We start from the raw sequence: 17924 nt of genomic DNA, 5'->3' as shown, positions 1-17924 counted from the left end.
CAAGCCTACGCTTCGTCAAGTGCTATTGGCCTGCCCACGCTGAGTGGTCCTATCAGATCGGGCGGCAGCTCGCGGAAGGCGGCATCGGGCTCGGCACCCAGCCCATCGAGGATACGGGTGAAGAAGGCGCGCCCCGCCACCACGGCAACGATGTCGAAGATCTCGTCGTCGGCGAAGCCGTGAGCCCGCAGCGCTTCGATATCCTCGGCGCTGACCTCCTGGGCGCGGCAAGCCACCTTGGCGGCGAAGGCCATCATCCCACGTTCCGCCTCGCTGAGCGGCCCCGCCTCGCCCGCCACCATCGCCTGGGTCGCTTCCATGCCCAGTAGCCCCGACAGGACCTTGGCGTGCGCCAGCGAGCAGTAGCTGTTGCCCAGGGCACGGGCGGCGGCGAGCGTCACCAGCTCATACCGGCGCGGCTCCATGGGCCGACGGATGGTCGCGATCAGCGCCGCCCAGCACTTCATGACCTCGGGGCGATGGCAGAACACGCGGGCATAGTTGGGCAAGAACCCGAAGTGGGCCTCCTGGCGCTGGTACATCGCCTTGACCTCGTCCTCGGCCAGCTCCGGGGGGATCGTTTCGATATAGCTCATGGGTTTCTCCTGTGTCAGGCCGTAGCGGAGCGTGGATGCAGCCAGGCCGGCAGCAGGCGCTCGGGGTCGATCTCGGCCTCGGCATCGTAGGCGATACCGCAGGCGTTGAGCCGCTCGCCCAGGCTGCCGTCGCGCCAGGCCTCGAACAACTCGCCGCAGCCGCCTAGCGGCTCGCCGCCGATGAAGATCTGCGGAATGGTGGGCGCCCCGGTGCGCCGTGCCAGCACCGGACGCAGGCGCACGCCCATGTCATCGGCCTGGCAGGCCGGGGCATCCAGCTCCACGCTCAAGAACTCCACGCCCAGGTGGTCGAACAGCTTGCGCGCGGCCCAGCAGAACTCGCACCAGGCCAGGGCGAACATGACCACCGGCGCCTGGGCCAGGTAGTCGTCGAGCCGACGCTCGGCCTCAACATCGCTTGTGGCATCTTGTGCCACGGGCGTGGCGGCCGGCCGGGGAGCCGGCGCAGCCGCAGGCGTATCGAAGCGACAACCGGGCGTGGAGCGCGACAGCGCCAGCTCCTCCTCGTTCATCTCGTCCTCGATGCCCTCGAACAGGGGCGTGGACTGGTAGCGTTCGCCGGTGTCGGGCAGCATGCAGACCACATGGCTGCCGGCCGGCGCCCGCCGGGCCACCTGCAAGGCTGCGGCCAGGGTCGCACCGGCGGAAATGCCGACAAAGATGCCCTCCTTGCGGGCCAGCTCGCGGGCCAGGCGCAGCGCGTCCTCCCCCGCCACCGGCATCACCTCGTCGACCATGCCGGCGGCCACCGCCTGCCGGGTCAGCGCCGAGATGAAATCGGGGCTCCAGCCCTGCATCAGGTGCGGGCGAAAACGCGGGTGGCTCTTGCCTTGTGGCTGCGCCTCGCCGCTGCCCAGCAGCGGGGCGTTGTCCGGCTCGGCGACCACCACGCGGGTCCTCGGATCGGCTGCCTTGAGTACCCGGGAGACGCCCTTGAGGGTGCCGCCGGTGCCGAAGCCGGTCACCCAGGCATGGATCGGCTCACCCTGCATGTCGTCGAGAATCTCCCGCGCCGTGGTGCGGCTGTGCACCTCGGCATTGGCCTCGTTCTCGAACTGGCGGCACAGGAAGTAGCCGTGGGTCTCGGCCAGTTCGATCGCCTTGGCCAGCATGCCGCTGCCCTTCTCGGAGGCCGGCGTCAGCACCACCCGCGCGCCCAGGAAGCGCAGCAAGCGTCGGCGCTCGAGGCTGAAGCTCTCGGCCATGGTCACCACCAGCGGGTAGCCCTTGCGTGCGCACACCATGGCCAGGCCGATGCCGGTATTGCCGCTGGTGGCCTCGATCACCGTCTGGCCCGGGCGCAAGGCGCCGCTGCGCTCGGCGGCCTCGATCACCGCCAAGGCCATGCGGTCCTTGACCGACCCCATGGGGTTGAAGGCCTCCACCTTCACATGCACGTTGACGTCCGGCGGCGCGAGACGGGCCAATCGCACAAGCGGGGTGCGTCCTATGGTTTCCAGTATGCTGGCGTAGCGGGGCATGGTGAGTCTCCTCGGTTGGCTATGCCCACAGGGTTGACCCGTGCCGAGGAAGCCGGCGTGGTAGCCAGCGTGGTTTTTCCTGCCAAGGGTGTGAAAAAGGGCAGCCAGCCCGTCGAGAACGCGGACTATACTGCTATCGTTACCCCATCGGGTCCTGACATGAACGCGCTGACCCTCAACCTGCTCGGCGATCTCGAAGTGATTCGGGAGGGGCAGGTATTGGCGCTGCCTCCCTCCCGGAAAACCCGTGCCCTGCTCGCCTACCTGGCCCGACACTCCCGCCCCTTGAGCCGTGAACACCTCTGCGACCTGCTGTGGGAGCTGCCCGACGACCCGCGGGGCTCGCTGCGCTGGAGCCTGTCGAAGCTCCGCCGCCTGGTGGATACCCCAGGCCGGCCTCGACTCAGGGCCGACCGGCTCGGCGTGAGCCTGGATACTACGGACATCGACATCGATGTGGCTGGCCTGCATGCCGCTCGCTTGGCAACGGACGACATCGAAGCGCTCGAGCACGCCGCCTGCCGCTACCGCGGCCCCTTCCTGGAAGGCCTGGAGCTGGACCGCTTTCCCGACTTCCATGGCTGGTGCCTGGCCGAGCGGGAAGCCGCCATACGCGCCCAGACGGCCCTCCTGACGGCCCTGGTCGAGCGTCTCTCCAACAACCCCGAGCGCGCACTGCCCCACGCTCACGCCTGGGTGCGTCTCGCCCCCTTCAGTGAAGCGGCACGGGCACAGCTGGTGCGCCTGTTGCTGGCCCTGCACCGGCCGCGGGAAGCCGAACAGCAGCTGCAGTTGGGTGTGCGATTGATCCGCGAGGCGGGCCTGCCGCTCAACGGCCAGCTGCTGCGCGCCTGGCGGGAGCCCAGGCTTGCGCCAGGCCCACTGGCAGCGAATGCCGGCACGGCGATACCGCCTCACCCCCCTGCCGTTGACAGCCCCTCCGCCCTGACAAGCGATGCCCTGAAAAGCGATGCCCTGGAAGGCGATACCCTGGAGGTGATGCGCTGGGCGGCGCTGCTGGCCCCCGATCCCGACCCCGCCACCTTGGGCCAGGTCTCGGGGCTCGACACCAACCGTATCGGCATGGCGCTGGAGGTGGCCGAACGGCACCAGTGGCTCTCCATCAGCGCCGAAGGGCTGCGCTTCACGCAGGGTGAACTGGCCACCGAGCTCTACCATGCGATTACCCCGGCGCGGCGCCAGGCCATGCATCGGCGCATCGCCGAATGGTTGGCCGAAAGGCCGCTCAGCGACATGCCCCAGGCCACCAGCCTGGCACACCACGCCCATGCCAGCGGCGACCTGGAGCTGGCCGCCCGGGCAATGGTCGAAGCCGGGCGCTTCTGCCTGCGCATCTTCGCCAACCAGGAAGCCCAGCGCTTCGCCCAGCAAGGCCTGGCGCTGACCGAGGACATGACCGGGACTCGGCGCATCTGCCTGGCCCTGGAGCTTCACGACATCCTCTATAGCGCCGCCCCCCTGGCGGATTGGGAGGCCGGCGCCGGCGACGTGGTGGCACTTGCCGAGCAGGCCCTGGAGCACGGCGCCCTCGCCCACGCCCGGCTCGGCTATCAGCTGGCCAGCCATATCCGCTGGGCCCACGGCCAGTGGAGCGATGCCCATGAGCAGGCACTGCAGGCGGAACGCGCGACCCGCTGCGCCGGAGGCCGCGAGCAGATCATCGCCATGGCCGAAACCGCCCGCTGCCTGGCGATGCTGGAACGCGACCTGCACCAGGCGGCCGAACTGCTCGCCGAGGCACGCGAACTGGCCATCCAGCAGCGCATCGGGCACCCCGCCATTCCCCTGGCCCAGGGCCTGCTCAGCCTCCACGAGGATCGCTTCGACAGAGCTGAGAGCCACTTCAAGGAGGCCCGCACCCTGTGCAAGGCCATGGGCGACAAGCTGGGCGAGTTCCAGGCCCTGGAGACACTGCTGCTGATGGACTTCGAGCGGGACGACTACGCCCAGGCCCGGGAGCGCTGTGCCCAACTGCGGGAACTCGGCAAGCGCCTGCGCGACGGCAGCGAGGCGCCCTATGCCGCCGCCGCCGAGGCCCTGTGCCACTATGCCCTGGAGGACGACCCCGATCCCTTCGGCGTGGCGCTCGTCACCCTGCGCCACGCCGATGCCCGCCACCGCCTGTCCGTACTGCTGCTGCAGGCGGCACGGCTCGACCTCGCTCGAACGCGGGCCGAATGCGCCAGGCAACGCGCCAGCGAAGCCCTGGAGCATGCACGGGTGCTGGAGCGTCGCAGCGAACAGCTGCTGGCCCACGCCCTGCTGGCCGAATGCGGCCGGCGCCTCGCTGACGAGACTGGCTGGCGCCACCATGCCCAGGCCGCCGAAGCCCTGGCGCAGGAACCTGTCGCCGGTTGGGCCCGGCGGCGCTGGCAGGCGCTGCTGGCCCAGCCCGAAGCAGAGGACGAGGCATGATCGACGTCTTCCTGGAGCGCGACTTCGATCGACCGCTTGGGTCGCAGCTGGTGCGTTCACTGACACTTGCCGCCCAGCCCTGTTTCGACCTGCATCGAATCCACTGGCAGGAGAGCCTCCTGGCACGGGACGGACGCCGTCTGGTCTGCCATTTCGTGGCGCCCGACACGGAATCGGCACGCATCGGCCTGCGCCAGGCCGGGGCCGACGACAGCTCGCTGTGGGGCGGCCGGGTATACGATGCCCCCGGCCTGAAAGCCGCGGACCTGGCCAACGCCAGCGTCATGGTGGAGCGCCACTTCGCCGCCCCGGTGACCCTCGAGGCGATCCAGGCCCTGGAAGATGCCGGGGCAGCGTGCCTGCACAATCATCAGGTGCGCTTCCTGCGCACTTTCTTCTCCCTCGACCGGCAGCGCATGTGCTGCCTCTACCACGCCCCGGATGCCGAATCGGTACGCCTGGCCCAGCGTCAGGCCGGCATGCCGGTGACGCGCACCTGGGCCTTCCAGCGCGTCACACCAGCGGCGGATTCCACGCCGCAACCCTGAAAAACCACGCCCTCTCCCACGCTGGCTCACACAGCGCCCACCCAATCTCGCAGTTGACCGCTGGTGGTCAACCCATGACGAGACACAACAACACGAGGAGAGTCACATGCACACCGCCACCCAACAGATCGACAATGGCGTCAACGTCGCAGCCCTGCTGGGCGCCCGCGAAGCGCTGTCCCAGGCCCCCCAGGCCGCCCGCTTTACCTGGCGTGCCCACAGCGAGTGGGTCCGCGGCACCCATACCCGTATTGCCGTCGAGGATTTCCATGGCCTCGGCGAAGCACAGCGGCACCGCTCCCGCTTCACCTACAATGCGGACCACCCCGAGGTGTTCGCCGCCGAGGACCATGGTCCCACCCCGGTGGAATACGTGCTGGTGGGACTGGCCGCCTGTCTCACCGCCGGTGTCGCCGCCGTGGCCCAGCATCGCGGCATCCAGCTGCGTTCGGTCAAGGCCACGGTGGAAGGCGACATGGATATCCAGGGCATCCTCGGCATGGACCCCGAAGTCCGCAACGGCTTCGACGACATCCGGGTGGCCTTCGAGATCGATGCCGACGCCAGCCGCGCCGACATCGAGGCGCTGGTGGCCCAGTCCCAGAAGCGCTCGGCGGTCTACGACCTGCTCACCAACCCCACTCACGTGCAGGTCAAGGTGAAATGACCGCGGGGCACTCACGCCCGCTGCACCGCCAGGCCCGCGCCGTGACCACCGTGGTCATCGGCGCGGGACACGCCGGGCTCGCCATGAGCCACCACCTGGCGCGGCGCGGCATCGACCACGTGATCCTGGAGCGCGGCGAGGTGGCCAACGCCTGGCGCAGCGAACGCTGGGACTCGCTTCGCCTGCTCACCCCCAACTGGCAGTGTCGGCTGCCCGGGCAGGCCTACGGCGGACCGGAGCCGGAAGGCTTCATGAGCATGACGGAGCTGATCGCCTTGCTCGATGGCTATGCCCGGGGCCTTGCGGCCCCGGTGCATACCGGCAACGAGGTGATCTGCGTACGGCCGGCGGAGGGCGGCTACCGGGTGGTGACGAACCGGGGCGACTGGCGCTGCCGGACGGTGGTGATCGCCACCGGCGCCTGCCAGCTTCCCGTCGTGCCCGCCATGGCCGCGGCGCTGCCACCCTGGGTGGAAAGCCTGACGCCCCATGGGTATCGTCGCCCGGAGCAGTTGCCGCCGGGCGGCGTGCTGGTGGTGGGCGCCTCGGCCACCGGCGTGCAGCTGGCCGACGAGCTCCAGCGCAGCGGCCGTGCCGTGACGCTTGCCGTGGGGCAGCACCTGCGCCTGCCCCGGCGCTACCGTGGCCGCGACATCCAGTGGTGGCTGGAGCACGCCGGGATGCTCGACCAGCGCTTCGACGAAGTGGAGGACCTGGCCCGCGCCCGACGCCAGCCCTCTCCGCAACTGCTGGGCAGCGCCGAACCCCGCGACCTGGACCTCAACGCCCTGAGCCAGCGCGGCGTACGCCTGGTGGGGCGCCTGGCAGGCATCGCCGGCACCCGGCTGCAGTTCTCGGGTTCGCTTGCCATGCACGCCGCGGCGGCAGACCTCAAGCTCGCCCGGCTGCTGGACAACCTGAATGCCTGGGCCCTTGCCCACGGCTGGCACGATGCCCTGCCCGCCCCGGAGCACCTGCCTTCCACGCGGGTACCGCAGCGGCCCTGCCTCGGGCTCGACCTGGCCGGCGGCGAGATCCGCACGGTGCTGTGGGCCACCGGGTTTCGACCCGACTTCAGCTGGCTCGACATGCCGGTATTCGACGCCCGCGGGCGCCTGCGGCACGACGGTGGCGTGGTGGCGCCAGGCCTCTACGCCATGGGCCTGCCCTTCATGCGTCGACGCAAGTCGGGCGCCATCCACGGCGCCGACGACGATGCCCGCGAACTCAGCCACCACATGGCAGGCTGGCTGGCTAGAAGCACCAGAAGAGTTACCCTGCCGAGCTGAGTGCTGGTATCTGCCCAGGAGCCTGTCGGAGTTGACCGATCGTCGCGAGAGATTTGCTGGCCACTATACTGCTGGTCGAGGGCACCTCATCCGGCCCGGCGAGCCCGCCGGGACCGGTACATCGGCGACGGGGGCGCGTCATGCTGGAAATCCGCTTGCTGGGCGAGCAGCGGGTCCTGGCCGCAGGGGCGCCGGTCGAGGCCCTGCACTCGTCGAAGGCCCTGGGCCTGCTGGCCTATCTGGCGCTGCATGCCGGCACGCCGCAACGCCGCCAGCACCTGGCGGCGCTATTCTGGCCCGACTCCACCGAAGCCCAGGCCCGGACCAACCTGCGCCGCGAACTGCATCAGCTGCGTAGCGCCCTGCCCGATGCAGACCTCTGCCTCACCACGGATGCCAACAGCCTGTGCTGGTCCGAGGCGGCGCCCTGCCATCTCGACCTGCTCGCCTTCCGGCGAGCCGCGGATGAGGCCGAGGCCACCGAGGACGCCGACACCTTCCTGGCCGCCGCCCAGCGGGCGCTGGGCGCCTATGGTGGCGACCTGCTCCCGGATCACTACGACGACTGGGTCCTCGAGGCGCGGGAGCGGCTGCACCACCGCTGCGTCGCCCTGCTCGACCGCCTCGCCACCACCCTGGCCGAACAAGATCGACTGCCGGCGGCGATCGAGCACGCCCGCCGACGAGTGGAGCTCGAACCCCTGGAGGAGTCCGGCTATCGGACCCTGATGCGGCTACAGGCCCGTGCCGGCGACCGGGCCATGGCGCTGCGCAGCGGCCAGCGCTGTGCCGAGGTCCTGGCGCGCACCCTGGGGGTCGAGCCCTCCGCCGCCACTCGGGCCCTCTGTGCCGAACTGTCCACCCCCGACACCACCCCCGACGCAGCCCCCTCGGTCGACGCAACGGCTCTGGCGCCCCCGCTCATCGGTCGCGACGCCGAGCTGGCCGCCCTCGAAGCCGCCTGGGCCAGGGTCGCCCAGGGGCCGCGGCTGATCGTCATCGCCGGGGAGGCCGGGGTCGGCAAGTCGCGGCTGGCGGCGGAACTCACCCAGACCCTGAGACGGCAGGGAGACCCGGTGCTCCTGGCGCGCTGCTTTCCCTCCCAGGTCCGCCTGGCGCTGGCGCCGGTGGCCGAATGGCTGCGCAGCGCGGCGCTGCGACCCAGCCTCGAGCGGCTGATGACGACCTGGCGCCGCGAGGTTGGCCGGCTGGTCCCCGAACTGGCCAGCGCCCCGACCGCCCCACCGGCACCCATGGCCGATGCCTGGCAGCGCCGCCAGTTCTTCGAGGGCCTGGCGCGGGCCATCCTGGCCCTCGGGCGCCCCGGCCTGCTGGTGCTCGACGACCTGCAGTGGTGCGACCGGGAAACCCTGGCCTGGCTCGAGGTCCTGCTGCAGCTTGAGCCCACCGCTCCCCTGCTGCTGGTCGCCACCCTGCGCAGCGAGGAGCTTGACGACAACCACGAGCTGGTCGCCTGCTGTCGACGGCTGCAGGCCCAGGGCGTGCTACAGCGGCTCGAGCTTGCGCCCCTGACGGCCGCCCAGACCAGCGATCTCGCCGCCGCCCTGCACGAGACCCCGCTCGACGCCGCGGCCGCCCACCGGCTGCACGCCCGGACCGGCGGCTTCCCGCTGTTCGTCGTCGAATCGCTGCGGGAAGGGGAAACCTACCCGTCGCGGATCGAGGCGATCCTCGACCAGCGGCTCGCCCGGCTGGGGCCCGCGGCGGAGGAACTGCTCGGGTTGGCCGCCGCCCTGGGACGGGATCTCTCCCTGGAGCTGCTGGCCGCCGCCAGCGAGCTGGACGAGGCCAGCCTGCAGGGCGCCCTGGACGAGCTCTGGCAGCGGCGGCTGCTGCGCGAGCACTCGCCCTCCACCTACGACATCGCCCACGACCTGCTCCGCGATGCCGCCTATCGCCGGCTCACCCCGCCGCACCGCCGCCTGCTTCACCGCCGCCTGGCCCTCGCCCTGGAGTGCGGCCAGACCGATAAGCGGCCCGCCGTGGCGGCGCTGATCGCCGAGCAGTTCGAGGCCGGGGGCCTGCCCGATCGGGCGATCCACTACCACGCCCGGGCCGCCGAGGCCGCCACGGCGGTGTTCGCCCTGGACGACGCCATCGGCCACTACGACCGGGCGCTACAGCTGCTGGCCAGCCAACCGGCGGACCTGACCCGCGATCGGTGGGAGCTGGCGCTGTGCGAGGCCCAGGTACCGTCGCTGGCCGCCCTGCACGGCTATGCGGCACCACGGGTCGGCGTGGCGATCGAGCGCAGCGTGGCGCTCTGCGAGCGGCTCGGCGAGACGGCGGAGGCCGCGCGTGGCCAGGCCGCCCTGGGCTGGCACCGCTTCGTCCGGGGGCGCATGCAGGATGCCGTCGCCCTGGCACAGCAACGGGTATTGCTCCAGACCCAGCCCGGCTGGCATGCCCAGGCCCTGTCGCTGCCGCTGTTCGCCCTCGGTCGGCACCGCGAAGCGCTGGCCTGTCTCGACCGCCTCGGGCAGGAGGCGGAGGATCGCTCCCTGTTCGGCTTTCGCGCCGGCGTGCTGCTGCGCGGTGCCCGGGCCCATGTCCAGTGGTTGCTGGGCCAGGCCGAGCCCTCGGCGGCGAGTGCCGCCGCCGCCCTGGACCTGGCCGAGGCCTCCGGCCATCCCTTCGAGGTGACCATCGCCCACGGCTATGCAGCGATCACCCACCACCTGCTGGGTGACCCCGAGGGCACCGACGAACACGCCGCCAGAGTGCGGCGCCTGAGTTCGGGCTACGGCTTCGCCTACTATGGCGAGTGGGGCCGGATCCTGGCCGGTCGCCTGACCGGCGGAGCGGCGGGCGAGGCCCTCATTCGCCAGGGCATCGAGCGGCTGCGCCAGCAGCATGCCGGCGCACGCATGCCGTTCTGGCTGGCCCTGCTGGCCGAGGTGCTCGCCGAGACCGGGCGCCTCGAAGAGGCCCGCCGGGTCCTGGCCGAGGCACGGACCTGGGCCGAGGACCAGGGCGACCGCTGGTGGCTGCCGGAGCTGTGGCGGCTGGCGGCGGCCCTCGGCCCGGAAGAGGCGGCCGACGCCTGCCTCGAACGGGCCCTGGCCACGGCCGCCGAGCAGGGCGCCCTGGCCCTGCAGCTGCGTGCCGCCCTCGACCTGGCACGTCGCCACCCCGCCGACGGACACCCCGGCGCTCCCCTCGACCGGCTCGCCGCCCTGCGGGCCCAGGCCGGCGGCTGCAACCCCCAGGAGCTGGCCGCCGCCGACGCCCTGCTCGGCCGGCTCCCCGGCTGAGCCCTCCGCCGGATCATGGCCGATCCAGACGCCCTGGCCGAGGGCGCCACGCCCCTGGTGGCCCAGGGCGTCGCCTACACCTGCAACGCCCCGGGGTCCTCGCTAGTGATGCGGCGTACGCCCGACCCGGGCGACGTTGCCGGAGACGAAGGCGCCGAAGTTCTCCCGATATGCCTGCGGGGTCATGCCCGTGTGACGCTTGAACAGGCGACGGAAGTGACTCACGTCGTCATATCCCACCGCACTGCTCACCTCCTGTACCGATTGCTGCTCATTCTCCAGCAGGTGCCGCGCCGCATTGACGCGCACCCGGTGCAGATAATGCCTGGGGGTCTCGCCGGTCGCGCGCTTGAATCGCCTCTCGAAGGTACGCTCGCTCATGCCGACATTCCGGGCCAACTGCTCCATCGAGGCGATATCGGTGAAATGACGGAACAGCCACTCCTGCGCTTTCTGGATGCGCTGGTCCTCGTGGGCATACTCCGGTGGCTCGGCCCCGTAGCCGATCTGCCAGGTACGCGGAGTCTCCAGCACCAGCGCCCGTGCCGTCTCCATGGCCAGCTTGTGACCGCAGAGCTTCTCGATCAGGTACAGACTCAGGTCCACCGCCGCGTAGACGCCGCCGCTGCAGAGTACATTGCCGGACTCGGTGATGACGCGCTCGGGCTGCCAGTGGACACGGGGATAGCGCCGGCGACAGGCATCGACGACCGCCCAGTGGGTGGTGGCCGGCCGGTCATCGAGTATCCCGGCCTCCGCCAGCAACGCCACGCCGGCACAGACACCGGCGATGGTGGCACCGCGCTCATGCCACTCCCGCAGCCATGGATAGAGGGCGGCATGAAGGGGAAAAGCCGCCTCCAGGTCGGCACCCACCGCAGCGACCAGGATCAGATCCGTGGACTCGATCGCCTCGATTCCGCAATCCGGCTGCAGGAGCAGGGAGACGCCCGTACGCACGGGCCGGCCATCCTTGGACACCGTGCGCACCCGAAACCGCGGCTCGGCGCGCCGCTCGCACATGAAATTCCACAGCACGCCCGCCGTCCCGAAGATCTCCAATGGCGCGACCGCCGTGGACGGCATTCCCCCCTCGACCAGAACGACCGTCACATCATGCATGGCTCCCCCTGCTTGACGGGAATCTAACCTAAATTTGGCGCCCCCCGCTCTGCGCCGCAAGCCCGCTCGCGAGCAAACTGCCAGCAGTCTGTCGGATTCGACCGATCGACACGAGAAAGACGGATTGCGACATCATGGGGGAGAGAACGATGATCACTGATGCAAGCACCGAAGCCCTGAAAATGACCCTTGGAGGCAACCTCCTGGGTCCCGATGACCCGGCCTTCGATGAGGTACGCCAGGTCTGGAACGGCATGATCGATCGCCGGCCGGCGCTTATCGCGCGCTGTCGCGGAACGGCGGACGTGGTCGCGGCGGTGGCCTTCGCCCGCAAGCAGGACCTGCCGATCTCGGTCCGCGGTGGCGGCCACAACGTCGCTGGCACGGCGGTCGGGGACAATAGCCTGATGATCGACCTGTCGCTCATGCGCACGGTCATCGTGGACGCGAACGCGCGCGTTGCCCGCGTCCAGGGCGGGGCCCTGCTGCAGGATGTCGATCGGGAGACCCAGGTCCATGGACTGGCCACCCCGACCGGCCTGGTATCGAAGACCGGTATCGCGGGGCTCTGCCTCAGCGGCGGGCTCGGCTGGCTGCGACGCAAGCACGGCCTCACCTGCGACAACCTGATCGGTGCCGAGGTCGTCACCGGCAACGGCGAGGTGGTCTACACCAGCGAGACCCATAATCCGGAGCTGCTCTGGGGCTTGCGCGGCGGTGGCGGCAACTTCGGCGTGGTGACCACCTTCGAGTTCAGGCTCCATCCGGTGGGTCCCGAGGTCGCCTTCACCTTCGTGGGCTATCCGGCCGACGACCGCCGGAAGTGTTACGAGGCGTACCGCGACTTCACGCAGCACGCCCCCGATGAGGTCTCTACGCTCGTCACCTCGATCACGGTGCCGGACGACCCGGCCTTCCCCGTCCCCGACGCCCGCGGCAAGCCCGCCATCGCCTTCCTCGGGGTGTCCCTTGGAGCCCCCGAGGCAGGCGAGGCAGCGATGGCCCCCCTCCGCCAGGTTGCGGCGCCGCTTTTCGACCTGAGCGGCACGATGCGCTGGGTGGACATTCAATCGCTGCTGGATGCGAACTTCCCGGCCGGCGGGCTTTACTACTGGAAGGGCCGCCCGCTGACAGCGGCCGCACTCGGCGACGCCGGCATCGACATGCTCGTCGACTACGCCGAGCGTCGCCCCTCACCGCTGACGGCGCTGGTGATCTGGCATCTGGGCGGCGCGATTCGACGGGTCGACGAGAACGCCACGGCCTACGGCGGCCGTGGCGCCGAGTACATGCTCGCGGCCGAGTCGATCTGGAGCGATCGGGCCGATGACGAAAGCAACATTGCCTGGTCCCGCAACGCGGTGGACGACTTCGCACGTTTCGGGTACGGCGACGGCCTCTACCTCAACTACCCGGGCTTCCTCGAGAACCAGGATGAGGAGACCAGGGCCACCTTCGGACAGAAGTACGCAAGGTTGCAGGCACTAAAAGCATCCTGCGATCCGCAGAACCTGTTTCGCTTCAACTCGAACATCACACCAGCATGAGGGCGTCCGGCGGGGCTCCCGGGCACCGCCCGGCGCCCGCCGCCGCTGGCGTCTCTCCTTCGCGAACGCTTGCCGAACGCCTGGCAAACGCCGGGCGGTCCATGCTCGGGGTGTCACACACCGAGATCAGGAGGCACTCCCATGGACAACCACCTTGAACCGCCCCAGGCCGCCCTCGAGGCCCTGCAGGGCGCGATGCGCGGCAGGCTGCTGCGCCCCGGGCAGGAGGGCTACGACGCGGCACGCGCCGTGTGGAACGGCATGATCGACCGCCAGCCCGGCGCCATCGCCCGCTGTGTCGACGTCGCCGACGTGATGGCGGCGGTGCGCACGGCGAGCGAGCACGGCCTGCCGCTCGCCGTGCGCGGCGGCGGCCACAGCGCCAGCGGCCAGGCCATCTGCGACGGCGGCCTGGTGATCGATCTCTCGGCCATGCGCGGCGTGCGGGTCGAGCCCACCGAGGGCAGCGTCCTGGTGGAGGGCGGCTGCACCCTGGGCGACGTCGATCACGCGACCCACCCCTTCGGGCTCGCCACCCCCTTCGGCATCATCTCCACCAGCGGCGTCGGCGGCCTCAGCCTGGGTGGCGGCAGCGGATACCTCACCCGCCAGTACGGCCTGACCATCGACAACCTGCTGGCCGCGGACGTGGTGTTGGCCGACGGCAGCTTCGTCACCGCCAGCGCCGAGTCGCACCCGGACCTCTACTGGGCCCTGCGCGGCGGCGGCGGCAACTTCGGGGTGGTCACCGCCTTCCGTTTTCGCTGCCATCCGGTGCGCAACGTCATGGCGGGCCCGGTCCTCTACGACCTGGCCGACACCGGCGAGGTGCTGCGCTGGTTCCGGGAGTTCATGCCCGCGGCACCGGAGACGCTCAACGGCTTCTTCATGGTCGGTACCGTCCCGCCGGCGCCGCCCTTCCCGGAGGGCCTGCACGGCCGACACATCTGCGGCATCGTCTGGGTCTACGGCGGCGACCCCGAGGCGGCCGAGGGCACCCTGGCCCCGGTACGGGCCTTCGGCAAGCCACTGCTGGACGGCATCCACGAGGTGCCCTTCCCGGCCCTGCAGTCGGTCTTCGATCCGCTCTATCCGCCGGGGCTGCACTCCTACTGGCGAGGCGACTTCTTCACCGAGATCACCGACGAGGCGATCGCCGTCCATGAGCGCTTCGCCGAGGTGCCCACTCCGCTCTCCACCATGCACCTCTACCCCATCGACGGGGCCGCGCACCGGGTGGGTAGCGACGAGACCGCCTTCCGCTTCCGGAACGCCACCTGGAACGCGGTGATGGTGGGCGTCGATCCCGACCCGGCCAATGCCGACCGCATCCGCGACTGGGCGGTGCGCTACTGGGAGGCACTGCACCCGAGCTCGGCCGGCGGCGCCTACGTGAACTTCATGATGGACGAGGGCCACGACCGGGTCCGTGCCACCTATGGCGAGAACTACTCCCGCCTGGCCCGCATCAAGGCGCGGTACGACCCCCACAACCTGTTCCGCCACAACCACAACATCCCGCCGGCCGATCCGGCGTGATCGCCACGTCCGACGAGACGAAGGAGAACCGCCATGAAACGCCACGCCCTCCCTCCCCTGACCCTGCCCCTCGCCGCGCTGACCGTCGGCGCCCTGGCACTGGCCGTCCCGCCGCTGGCCGCCGGCGACGACCCGCCGCCCATCGCCGTGCAGGAGCTGACCCAGCGCAGCGCGATCATCGACGAGGTGAGTATCCAGATCACCCTCGCCACCGAGGGCCGCGACCGCCAGGTCCTGGAGGTACCCGAACCCGGACGGGTGGCCATGGCCGAGATCACCGTCCAGCCGGGGGCCGCCTTCCCCTGGCACAGCCATCCCGGCCCCGTGATCGCCACCATTCGCCAGGGCGAGCTGGTCTACGTCTATGCCGACGACTGCGTCGAGCGCCCCTACCGGGCCGGCGAGCTGTTCATCGACCCCGGCTTCGACAACATCCACAGCTCCTTCAACCCCAGCGAGGACGAGGTCGCCGTGGTGGTAGCCACCTTCCTCAACGCCCCCGAAGGCGAGAACGGCCAGGGGCTGACGCTGCCCCGCGAGCCCGAGCAGAGCTGTCCCGACCTGCCCATCGGCGCCGGACACTAATGGCCGGCTTCAGGCGGGAGCGGAGCAAAGACTCTGCTCCCGCCACGCTTTCGTCCTCACTGGTCCATGCCCCGTTAGAGCATCGATGACCCTGTCCCCAGGGGCAGACAGCGGCGATCAGGAAGCCTAGACTGCAACGCAGCATTCAGGCTTCTGGATTCAGGGCTCAAGGAGACAGCATGGCGAAGGACGACAAGAAGCGCATCGATCTGGCACTGCAGGGCGGCGGCTCCCACGGCGCCTTGACCTGGGGCGTGCTCGACCGCCTGCTGGAAGAGGATCGGCTGGAGATCGACGGGGTCAGCGGCACCAGTGCCGGTGCCATGAATGCGGTGGTGCTGGCCGATGGACTGCACAAGGGTGGGCGCGAGGGAGCGCGGAAAGCGCTCTATACCTTCTGGAAGGGGGTCAGCGATGCGGCTCGCTTCTCACCGATTCAGCGCACCCCCTGGGATCGGCTGATGGGCAACGATGGTCTCGACAACTCGCCGAGCTACCTGTTCTTCGAGAGCCTCACCCAGCTGGTCGCGCCCGCGAAGCTCAACCCCCTGGCCATCAACCCCCTGCGTGACCTGGTCAGCGAACTGGTGGACTTCGAACGGGTAAACGCCTGCCGCAAGGCGAAGGTGTTCGTCACTGCCACCAATGTACGCACCGGGCGCGCCACGGTCTTCCGCCAGCCTCATCTGAGCGTGGATACCGTCATGGCCTCGGCCTGCCTGCCCTTCATGTTTCCCGCCGTGGAGATCGACGGCGAGGCCTACTGGGACGGCGGCTACAGCGGCAACCCCGCCCTGTTTCCGCTGGTCGACGACCAGGGCTGTCGCGACCTGGTGGTAGTCCAGGTCAACCCGCTGGTTCGCCATCAGCTGCCCGACAGCGCCCGGGACATCATCAACCGCATCAACGAGATCACCTTCAACACCAGCCTGATCAAGGAGCTGCGCAGCATCCAGCTGCTGCAGCAGCTGATCGACTCGGCGGATGTGGAGCTTGAACGGTACCGCTCCATGCGCCTGCACCTGATCCATGCCGAGCAGGAAGTCGAGAAGCTCAGCGCCTCGAGCAAGCTCAACGCCGAATGGGACTTCGTTTCCCGGCTCCACCACCAGGGCCGTGCCTGGGCGGACCTCTGGCTCGAACAGCACTTCGACTCCATCGGCAAGTGCTCCTCCTTCGACCTGAATGCGGTGTTCCAGGATTCATTCCGTCCGTTCGCCAAGCCCGAGGAAGCCCCTGATCGATAATTCTGATCCTCACGATGTTCCGGCGCCCCAGTCCAGGAGATAACGCGACCCGAACGGGCATGTGTGTGTCGTTTCGCGGGTGTCGTCATGGCTTCCTTGGCATACCATGGGGCTTCGCCACCCTCGCCCGGAGACCCGCATGCCGGAATTCGACAACGCCTTCCAGGCCGCCCTCAACCTGATCCTGGGCCTGGACCCGACGCTGGTCGGCATCCTGGCCCTGTCGCTTCAGGTGTCACTTGCCGCCGTAGCGGTGGGTGCGGTGATCGGGCTGCCCTTGGGCGCTGCCCTGGCGCTGTGGCGCTTCCCGGGACGCGGCGCGGTCGTGGTGGTACTCAATGCCCTGATGGGGCTGCCGCCGGTGGTGGCTGGGCTGGCGGTCTACCTGCTGCTGTCTCGTGCCGGCCCGCTGGGGCAGTTCGGCCTGCTGTTCACGCCCGGCGCCATGGTGGTCGCCCAGGTCCTGCTGATCCTGCCGATCATCGCCGCCCTGACCCGCCAGCAGGTGGAGGAGCTGCACGCCGAGTATCGCGAACAGCTGCAGTCGCTCGGGTTGTCACGCCTACGCCGGATCCCCACCCTGCTGTGGGACGCCCGCTTCGGGCTGATGACGGTGATACTGGCCGGCTTCGGTCGCGCCAGTGCCGAGGTGGGCGCGGTGATGATCGTGGGCGGGAATATCGAAGGCGTCACCCGGGTCATGACCACGGCGATCGTGCTGGAAACCAGCAAGGGCAACCTGCCGCTGGCCCTTGGCCTCGGCCTGGTGCTGCTCGCCCTGGTCACGCTGATCAACGGTGCCGCCTACCTGGTGGGCGAAACGGCCCGGAGGCGACTGGGATGACCCAAATGGCCCATCAGCTGCCCGAACTTGCGATCCCTGCCCTGCGCTTCGAAGGTGCGAGCGTGGTCCACCGCGGCCAGACGCTGCTCCAGCCGCTGACCCTCTCCCTCGACGGCTGCCGGCGCACCCTGGTGATGGGGCCCAACGGGGCCGGCAAGAGCCTGCTGATGCGCCTGGCCCACGGGCTGCTGCTCCCCAGCGCCGGACAGGTGTACTGGGAAGGCAAGCCACCGCGCCAGGCGATGGTCTTCCAGCGCCCCGTGCTGCTCAAGCGCTCCGCCCTGGACAACCTCACCTATGCCCTGGCCGTCAGCGGCACCCCTTGGCGGGCACGCAAGCCACTGGCCCGCGAAGCCCTTGCGCGTTTCGGCCTGAGCCCCCTGGAAAGGCGCCCGGCGCGGGTACTCTCCGGCGGCGAGCAGCAACGCCTGGCCCTGGCCCGGGCCTGGCTGCTCAACCCAAAGGTGCTGTTCCTCGACGAACCCACCGCCGCCCTGGACCCGGCCTCGATGCGCGCCGTGGAAGCGGCGGTCGTCGACTTCCATGCCCGGGGCACGCGTATCCTGATGACCACCCACGACCTCAACCAGGCGAAACGGCTGGCAGACGACGTCGTGCTGCTCCACGAAGGGCGGCTGATCGAACACAGCGACGCCGAGCGTTTCTTCACCACGCCGGCTTCACCGACCACCCGCGCCTTCATCGACGGTGATCTGATCTGGTAGCT

At 69.9% G+C, this 17924-nt stretch carries 14 protein-coding genes; 11 read left to right on the top strand and 3 right to left on the bottom strand.

Annotation, left to right across the window (positions count from 1 at the left end; all coding sequences use genetic code 11):
• Positions 1-5: 5 nt before the first annotated feature.
• Both LY622_RS00825 and cysK read right to left on the bottom strand, forming a co-directional pair.
• Entirely contained in the window at positions 6-596 is a 591-nt protein-coding gene (locus LY622_RS00825; protein ID WP_234289154.1) for a carboxymuconolactone decarboxylase family protein, read from the bottom strand.
• Between the two features lie 14 nt (positions 597-610).
• Complete coding sequence (gene cysK, locus LY622_RS00820) at positions 611-2098, bottom strand: cysteine synthase A (protein ID WP_234289153.1); 1488 nt, start codon at positions 2096-2098, stop codon at positions 611-613.
• 15 nt (positions 2099-2113) lie between these two features.
• On the opposite strand from cysK, the gene LY622_RS00815 reads away from it, so the two are divergent.
• The 5 genes from LY622_RS00815 (at position 2114) to LY622_RS22525 (ending at position 10313) form a co-directional block, all read left to right on the top strand.
• The gene (locus tag LY622_RS00815; RefSeq protein WP_234289152.1) at positions 2114-4534 is read left to right on the top strand and encodes an ATP-binding protein; all 2421 of its coding nucleotides are present in this window, start codon (positions 2114-2116) and stop codon (positions 4532-4534) included.
• Positions 4531-5082, top strand: coding sequence for a DUF4242 domain-containing protein (locus LY622_RS00810; protein WP_234289151.1), 552 nt, complete (start codon positions 4531-4533; stop codon positions 5080-5082). The genes LY622_RS00815 and LY622_RS00810 overlap by 4 nt, the downstream gene beginning before the upstream one ends.
• 106 nt (positions 5083-5188) lie before the next feature.
• The gene (locus LY622_RS00805) at positions 5189-5749 is read left to right on the top strand and encodes an OsmC family protein (protein WP_234289150.1); all 561 of its coding nucleotides are present in this window, start codon (positions 5189-5191) and stop codon (positions 5747-5749) included.
• Positions 5746-7038, top strand: a complete 1293-nt coding sequence (locus LY622_RS00800) for an NAD(P)-binding domain-containing protein (protein WP_234289149.1) — start codon at positions 5746-5748, stop codon at positions 7036-7038. Before LY622_RS00805 ends, LY622_RS00800 begins: the two co-directional genes overlap by 4 nt.
• Positions 7039-7091: 53 nt before the next feature.
• Positions 7092-10313, top strand: coding sequence for an ATP-binding protein (locus LY622_RS22525; protein ID WP_305038552.1), 3222 nt, complete (start codon positions 7092-7094; stop codon positions 10311-10313).
• 102 nt (positions 10314-10415) lie between these two features.
• On the opposite strand, the gene LY622_RS00790 is transcribed toward LY622_RS22525, so the two are convergent.
• Complete coding sequence (locus tag LY622_RS00790) at positions 10416-11435, bottom strand: GlxA family transcriptional regulator (RefSeq protein ID WP_234289148.1); 1020 nt, start codon at positions 11433-11435, stop codon at positions 10416-10418.
• 149 nt (positions 11436-11584) lie between these two features.
• Between LY622_RS00790 and LY622_RS00785 the strand changes: the two genes are divergently transcribed.
• The 6 genes from LY622_RS00785 to LY622_RS00760 all read left to right on the top strand — a co-directional run bounded on the left by LY622_RS00785 (position 11585) and on the right by LY622_RS00760 (position 17922).
• Positions 11585-12982 (top strand): FAD-binding oxidoreductase, encoded by a 1398-nt coding sequence (locus LY622_RS00785; protein ID WP_234289147.1) that lies wholly within the window; start codon positions 11585-11587, stop codon positions 12980-12982.
• Positions 12983-13123: 141 nt separating this feature from the next.
• Complete coding sequence (locus LY622_RS00780) at positions 13124-14521, top strand: FAD-binding oxidoreductase (protein ID WP_234289146.1); 1398 nt, start codon at positions 13124-13126, stop codon at positions 14519-14521.
• Positions 14522-14554: 33 nt separating this feature from the next.
• Positions 14555-15106, top strand: a complete 552-nt coding sequence (locus LY622_RS00775) for a cupin domain-containing protein (protein WP_234289145.1) — start codon at positions 14555-14557, stop codon at positions 15104-15106.
• 179 nt (positions 15107-15285) lie between these two features.
• A complete protein-coding gene (locus LY622_RS00770; protein WP_234289144.1) occupies positions 15286-16353 on the top strand; it encodes a patatin-like phospholipase family protein in 1068 nt (355 codons plus the stop codon).
• Between the two features lie 139 nt (positions 16354-16492).
• Entirely contained in the window at positions 16493-17197 is a 705-nt protein-coding gene (locus LY622_RS00765; protein ID WP_234279605.1) for an ABC transporter permease, read from the top strand.
• Positions 17194-17922 carry an ATP-binding cassette domain-containing protein gene (locus tag LY622_RS00760; RefSeq protein WP_234289143.1) on the top strand — a complete coding sequence of 243 codons (729 nt, stop codon included), beginning with the start codon at positions 17194-17196 and terminating at the stop codon, positions 17920-17922. Before LY622_RS00765 ends, LY622_RS00760 begins: the two co-directional genes overlap by 4 nt.
• Positions 17923-17924 lie beyond the last annotated feature (2 nt).

Origin of the sequence: Halomonas alkalisoli (assembly GCF_021412585.1) — a bacterium.
Taxonomy (GTDB): Bacteria; Pseudomonadota; Gammaproteobacteria; order Pseudomonadales; family Halomonadaceae; genus Halomonas; species Halomonas alkalisoli.
Note: the sequence above shows the minus strand (reverse complement) of the source record. Positions and strands in the feature narration are given on the sequence as shown.

Bases quoted from the DNA above. Each gene is read 5' to 3' on its own strand.
- LY622_RS00825 (WP_234289154.1), bottom strand. From the start codon at position 596: ATGAGCTATATCGAAACGATCCCCCCGGAGCTGGCCGAGGACGAGGTC.
- cysK (WP_234289153.1), bottom strand. From the start codon at position 2,098: ATGCCCCGCTACGCCAGCATACTGGAAACCATAGGACGCACCCCGCTT.
- LY622_RS00810 (WP_234289151.1), top strand. From the start codon at position 4,531: ATGATCGACGTCTTCCTGGAGCGCGACTTCGATCGACCGCTTGGGTCG.
- LY622_RS00805 (WP_234289150.1), top strand. From the start codon at position 5,189: ATGCACACCGCCACCCAACAGATCGACAATGGCGTCAACGTCGCAGCC.
- LY622_RS00800 (WP_234289149.1), top strand. From the start codon at position 5,746: ATGACCGCGGGGCACTCACGCCCGCTGCACCGCCAGGCCCGCGCCGTG.
- LY622_RS00790 (WP_234289148.1), bottom strand. From the start codon at position 11,435: ATGCATGATGTGACGGTCGTTCTGGTCGAGGGGGGAATGCCGTCCACG.
- LY622_RS00785 (WP_234289147.1), top strand. From the start codon at position 11,585: ATGATCACTGATGCAAGCACCGAAGCCCTGAAAATGACCCTTGGAGGC.
- LY622_RS00780 (WP_234289146.1), top strand. From the start codon at position 13,124: ATGGACAACCACCTTGAACCGCCCCAGGCCGCCCTCGAGGCCCTGCAG.
- LY622_RS00775 (WP_234289145.1), top strand. From the start codon at position 14,555: ATGAAACGCCACGCCCTCCCTCCCCTGACCCTGCCCCTCGCCGCGCTG.
- LY622_RS00770 (WP_234289144.1), top strand. From the start codon at position 15,286: ATGGCGAAGGACGACAAGAAGCGCATCGATCTGGCACTGCAGGGCGGC.
- LY622_RS00765 (WP_234279605.1), top strand. From the start codon at position 16,493: ATGCCGGAATTCGACAACGCCTTCCAGGCCGCCCTCAACCTGATCCTG.
- LY622_RS00760 (WP_234289143.1), top strand. From the start codon at position 17,194: ATGACCCAAATGGCCCATCAGCTGCCCGAACTTGCGATCCCTGCCCTG.